The 4,567-nt window shown below is 41.8% G+C and carries 5 protein-coding genes; 2 read left to right on the forward strand and 3 right to left on the reverse strand.

Features of this window, described 5'->3' with window-relative positions:
- The first annotated feature begins 69 nt into the window (after window positions 1-69).
- Window positions 70-1,506, forward strand: coding sequence for a POT-type proton-dependent oligopeptide transporter (locus ACKPQ4_RS00245; RefSeq protein ID WP_407679200.1), 1,437 nt, complete (start codon window positions 70-72; stop codon window positions 1,504-1,506).
- Here the strand turns inward: ACKPQ4_RS00245 and ACKPQ4_RS00250 are convergent.
- A complete protein-coding gene (locus tag ACKPQ4_RS00250; protein ID WP_407679201.1) occupies window positions 1,503-1,829 on the reverse strand; it encodes a DUF721 domain-containing protein in 327 nt (108 codons plus the stop codon). The genes ACKPQ4_RS00245 and ACKPQ4_RS00250 overlap by 4 nt on opposite strands.
- Window positions 1,830-1,986: 157 nt before the next feature.
- Between ACKPQ4_RS00250 and fabV the strand changes: the two genes are divergently transcribed.
- Window positions 1,987-3,177 (forward strand): enoyl-ACP reductase FabV, encoded by a 1,191-nt coding sequence (gene fabV / locus ACKPQ4_RS00255; protein WP_407679204.1) that lies wholly within the window; start codon window positions 1,987-1,989, stop codon window positions 3,175-3,177.
- Here the strand turns inward: fabV and ACKPQ4_RS00260 are convergent.
- Together ACKPQ4_RS00260 and ACKPQ4_RS00265 are read right to left on the reverse strand one after the other, a co-directional pair.
- Window positions 3,174-3,725, reverse strand: a complete 552-nt coding sequence (locus ACKPQ4_RS00260) for a tRNA (mnm(5)s(2)U34)-methyltransferase (RefSeq protein ID WP_407679202.1) — start codon at window positions 3,723-3,725, stop codon at window positions 3,174-3,176. The two genes, fabV and ACKPQ4_RS00260, sit on opposite strands and share 4 nt — an antisense overlap.
- Window positions 3,726-3,736: 11 nt before the next feature.
- A partial coding sequence (locus ACKPQ4_RS00265) for an NAD(P)/FAD-dependent oxidoreductase (RefSeq protein ID WP_407679203.1) occupies window positions 3,737-4,567 on the reverse strand: 831 nt, incomplete at its 5' end.

Genomic DNA, 4,567 nt, shown 5'->3' on the forward strand with positions numbered 1-4,567 from the left:
AGAGAAGCTGAGCAATTTAATCGTAACTAAAGTATTGTGTACCGCAAAACTCCATTAGAACTAAAAGGTATGCCTCCGGGTATTCCCTTTATTGTTGGGAATGAATTGGCGGAGCGCTTTTCCTTTTATGGGATGCGCTCGATTCTTTTGGTTTACATGACAACCTACCTTTGCCAATCAGACGGTACATTAGATGTATTTGGTAACAAGGAGGCAGAGGCTTGGGTTCATTTATTTGTAGGTTCGGCTTACTTATTTCCTATTCTTGGAGGTATTGTAGCAGACGCACTTTGGGGGAAATATAAAACAATTCTTTTGCTCTCTTTAGTCTACTGCTTAGGACATGCATGCTTGGCTTGCATGGGGTGGGGCGGTGACACCCGCGTCCTCCTCCTGATCGGACTTGGGCTAATAGCGGTTGGTTCTGGCGGCATTAAACCCTGTGTTTCTGCGCATGTAGGAGATCAATTTGGTAGATCCAATTCAGGATTACTACCGAAAGTATTTGGTTGGTTTTATTTATCAATCAATATGGGTGCATTTTTGTCAGGACTGTTAACCCCCTTTTTACTCGAAGCCAAAAGAGAATCTGGAACTTTAGGTGAAGCCATTTATCCATTTTTTATCTGGATTGTTGGAGAAAAGCAGCCAGGCGAAACAATTTTCGGTCATCATTTTGCTTTCGGTCTGCCCGGCATATTAATGGCAGTTGCAACCTTACTTTTCTGGATGGGGCGCAGAGAATTTACACATATTCAGCCAGTCGGTAGGGCTTATTTTAGTCAGTTGGTAAACCAAGATAATCTTCGCAGCCTTGCTAAACTATGGCTAATATTTTCATTTGTTATCTTGTTTTGGGCTTTATTTGACCAGATCGGTACGCTGTGGCAGCTACAATGCCGCCAATTGGACTGCGTTCTTCCAGGTTGGGTACCGATGTTTGGTGGGTACGAATTGTTACCAGCTCAAGTCTCTGCTGTATTTAACCCGCTTTTCATTCTTTTATTAGTACCTTTATTCAGCCGTTTTATTTATCCCCTGATAGAACATTTCTTCAGACTCAACTCACTTCGCAAGATGGGGATTGGACTTTGGTTGATGGTCCTTGCTTTTGTTGTAGTCTCTGTGATTCAAGAGCTTGTAGAAACTGGAATGGTTGTGCATGTCGGGTGGCAAGTTCTTGCCTGTCTTATCTTAACCGCATCCGAAGTCATGGTTTCCATTACTTGCTTAGAATTCGCTTACACCCAAGCCCCTAAAGCAATGAAGTCTTTGGTTATGGCGTTGTTTTTGCTTACCGTATCCCTTGGTAATTACCTGACATCAGGGGTGAAGTTTTTACTAGCCGATGAACAGGGTGCTTCGAAGTTAGAGGTGTCGAGTGAGTTTTGGTTTTGGACCTTATTGATGACCTTCGGGGCAACTTTATACATTTTCATTTCCCGCAAATACACGGTCAGTCAGCTCCTTCAGGATAGAAATACAACTAGAACAGATGACGATTAGAGGATTCGCAATTGGGCAACCTTCTGGCATTTTTTAAATTTATTAATCTGCTTTAATACTTCAGGTTTCTTAAAGCTTAATTCCTGCTTTATCGTGCTACTAGAAGCACGAATTTGCAAAGTCTTGCCATCTTTTGATAAGTTAACCGGAGCACATTTAGCTGATAGGTATTTCCCGACTATCTTTTGCCAATTCCCGGAAATAACTCCTTCGGCGGTCTCATCTTCTCCGATCCCCCAATCTTCCCAGACCTTCTCCACTAAAGTTTCCATAGATATGGGGTGGCGAGGTTTACCCTGAGCTAACTCTGCAGGTAAGTTCATAAAACTTGAAACCAAATCCTGATCCTTAGGTTTGCGTCGTCTATATTTTTTCGATCGATTGGATTTCAAGTGATTGAGCTTTCTTCGGTTTAATTATCTTGCTAGTAACATGAAGCATACAATCTTATTACTCAAAGAATTTAATTGTTTATTTGCTATGATTATTAAACCAAGAATCAAGGGGTTCGTCTGTATCACATCGCATCCGACAGGTTGCCTCGAAAATGTCCGCACTCAGGCGGAGTTAGCTTCTAAGGTCAACTTAGCCAAGAACAAGGGGCCTCGCCGTGTTCTGGTAATAGGTGCATCAACAGGCTACGGACTTGCCAGTCGAATCTCGGCGGCCTTCGCTAATAATGCTGATACCCTCGGTGTCTCATTTGAAAGAGATCCTAAAGAGGGAAAGCCTGGCAGTCCTGGGCATTATAATATTTCTGCCTTTCGTAAATTAGCTGCGGAAAACAATCTTATTGCTGAGGATATTAATGGGGATGCTTTTTCCGATGCATGTAAAGATGAAGTCGTGAGGAAAGCAAAGGAGATGGGTGGGGATTTTGATCTCGTAATATACAGCCTTGCCTCACCACGTAGAACGGATCCGACTAGCGGTGAAAACTATCGTGCGTGCTTAAAGCCAGTAGGCATGATTTATAAAAATAAAACATTAAATACTGATCGTAAAGAGGTCAAAGATGTGACCATTGATCCAGCAAATGATGATGAGCTTTTTCAGACCGAACGAGTCATGGGTGGAGATGACTGGAAGCTTTGGACTGACCGACTTTTAGAAGAGGGTTTACTTGCAAAGGGTTGTGTTAATTTAGCTTATTCCTACGTCGGGCCAGAAGTGACCTGGCCAATCTATCGTAATGGAACTATTGGGAGAGCAAAAGCTCACTTAGAGGAAACCGCACTTTCTTTAAATCAACAAATGCTTAGTTTATGTGAAGGAAGTGCCTATGTGTCGGTCAATAAAGCAGTAGTGACTCAAGCAAGCTCGGCGATTCCAGTTGTTCCTTTATATGTGTCTATTCTTTTTAAGGTTATGCGAGAGCAAGGTACACATGAGGGTTGTATTGAGCAAACTAATCGATTGTTTCGTGATCGCCTGTATGGAGAAAATGCTTCCCTTGAACTCGACGACGCCAAACGAATTAGGTTGGATGACTGGGAGATGGCTGAAGAGACTCAAATTAAAATCAAAGAACTTTGGCCACTTATTAATACCAACACACTTTTGGAGATGACCAATTTCGAAGAATACCAGCAAGAATTTCTACGTCTTTTTGGTTTTGGGATCGACGGAGTGGATTATGATTTAGATGTCGATCCGGTTAACCCATATTAACTCTTTCTAATTACGATTAAAACTGGCGAAACCGGATCATTGCTACCCTGGAATTTTTCAAAACTCCAATTTTGTAAACTGCATAATTTCCCTACTTCGTCTGATTCTTTAGCACCGCCATCATGCCCGCGGTAGCACAATACTGAAAGTAGTCCGCCTGGTTTCAAAAGTTCATATGTTTTGAGTAGGGAATTGATCGTGCTTTCAGGAGTAGTCTTTATCGAGTGATCTCCACCAGGCAGATAACCCAGGTTATACATGGCAATGGCAATTTCACCATGGTATTGGACGGGAATTCTTTGCATAATGTTAGTATGGCAGTCATGAATAATGGTTACACATTTCCCTAATCCCGCAGTATCTAACTTGCAGCGTGCTTGGTGAATGGCAGACTGCTGAATATCTACAGCGAACACTCTTCCGTGTGGGCTTATTTGTTGAGCCAAAAAAAGGCTGTCATACCCATTCCCCAGTGTGGCATCTATGCAAAAGTCTCCCCTTTTGATATTTTCTTTAATTTTTGAATGAGCTAGTTCAAATAATCTCATTTTGATTTTCTTTACATGAACCTTGAGAGGTTCTTGTGTTGGGGTAGTGGAGTTCCACGGGTAATGAAATTGGTAAATTCGAGTGCAGCCAAAGGAATCGTACTGCACCCTCTTGAGCCAAAGCCGTTAAAAAGAAAGAAGTTTTTAATTTCTGGGTGTCTTCCAATAATAGGATTACGATCCTTTGTTCCGCTTCGCACTCCACTTAAATGTAAGTTTATCAACGCATTTTGAACAGATGGAATAAATTGTAGTCTTTTCAAAATCTCATCCCTTGCTGATGGGCTTGGTCCAGACTCCAGGTGATCATGCCTCCAGGTTGAGCCAACCCTAGCTAAACCATTATTTCCTTCAGGTATGTGCCAGGTTCCATTGCTTGCATGGAAGTCATTAGATGACTCGATTGATAATACATCGCCTTGGGCGGGAGCAAAAGGCAGGTTGTTAAACCATTCATTTTCTAGGACACGAAACCCTTCGCAAAATACAACCAAATGATCAGTCCATCTCTTCGGGTCAAAACTCGTTTCATTAAAACGATTTTGCGAAGAAAGACTTTTCTTGGAGAAGTTAATGAAGCCTTGTGAGTCAAACTTCCATGCCTTGGTAACTCCAGCACCATAGTTTGCTAAGAGTCCCGAGTCGCTACATTGCTCCGAGCTAACTGTTTTGTTCTTGTAAGGACCAGGTAGTTTATCCCATCGATCCTTTTGAGTTGCTGACTGAAAAACACGAAATAATTCAATAGACCGAAGAAACTTTTGTTCAGCATATCTTTCAATCATTTTATAGAAAGATAGGTTTGCATCCATACACCTATCAAAATCTTTTGGCATATTGAG

The sequence above is a fragment of the Candidatus Chordibacter forsetii genome, assembly GCF_964187505.1.
Taxonomy (GTDB): Bacteria; Verrucomicrobiota; Verrucomicrobiia; order Opitutales; family Seribacteraceae; genus Chordibacter; species Chordibacter forsetii.

Bases quoted from the DNA above. Each gene is read 5' to 3' on its own strand.
- ACKPQ4_RS00245 (WP_407679200.1), top strand. From the start codon at position 70: ATGCCTCCGGGTATTCCCTTTATTGTTGGGAATGAATTGGCGGAGCGC.
- ACKPQ4_RS00260 (WP_407679202.1), bottom strand. From the start codon at position 3,725: ATGAGATTATTTGAACTAGCTCATTCAAAAATTAAAGAAAATATCAAA.
- fabV (WP_407679204.1), top strand. From the start codon at position 1,987: ATGATTATTAAACCAAGAATCAAGGGGTTCGTCTGTATCACATCGCAT.
- ACKPQ4_RS00250 (WP_407679201.1), bottom strand. From the start codon at position 1,829: ATGAACTTACCTGCAGAGTTAGCTCAGGGTAAACCTCGCCACCCCATA.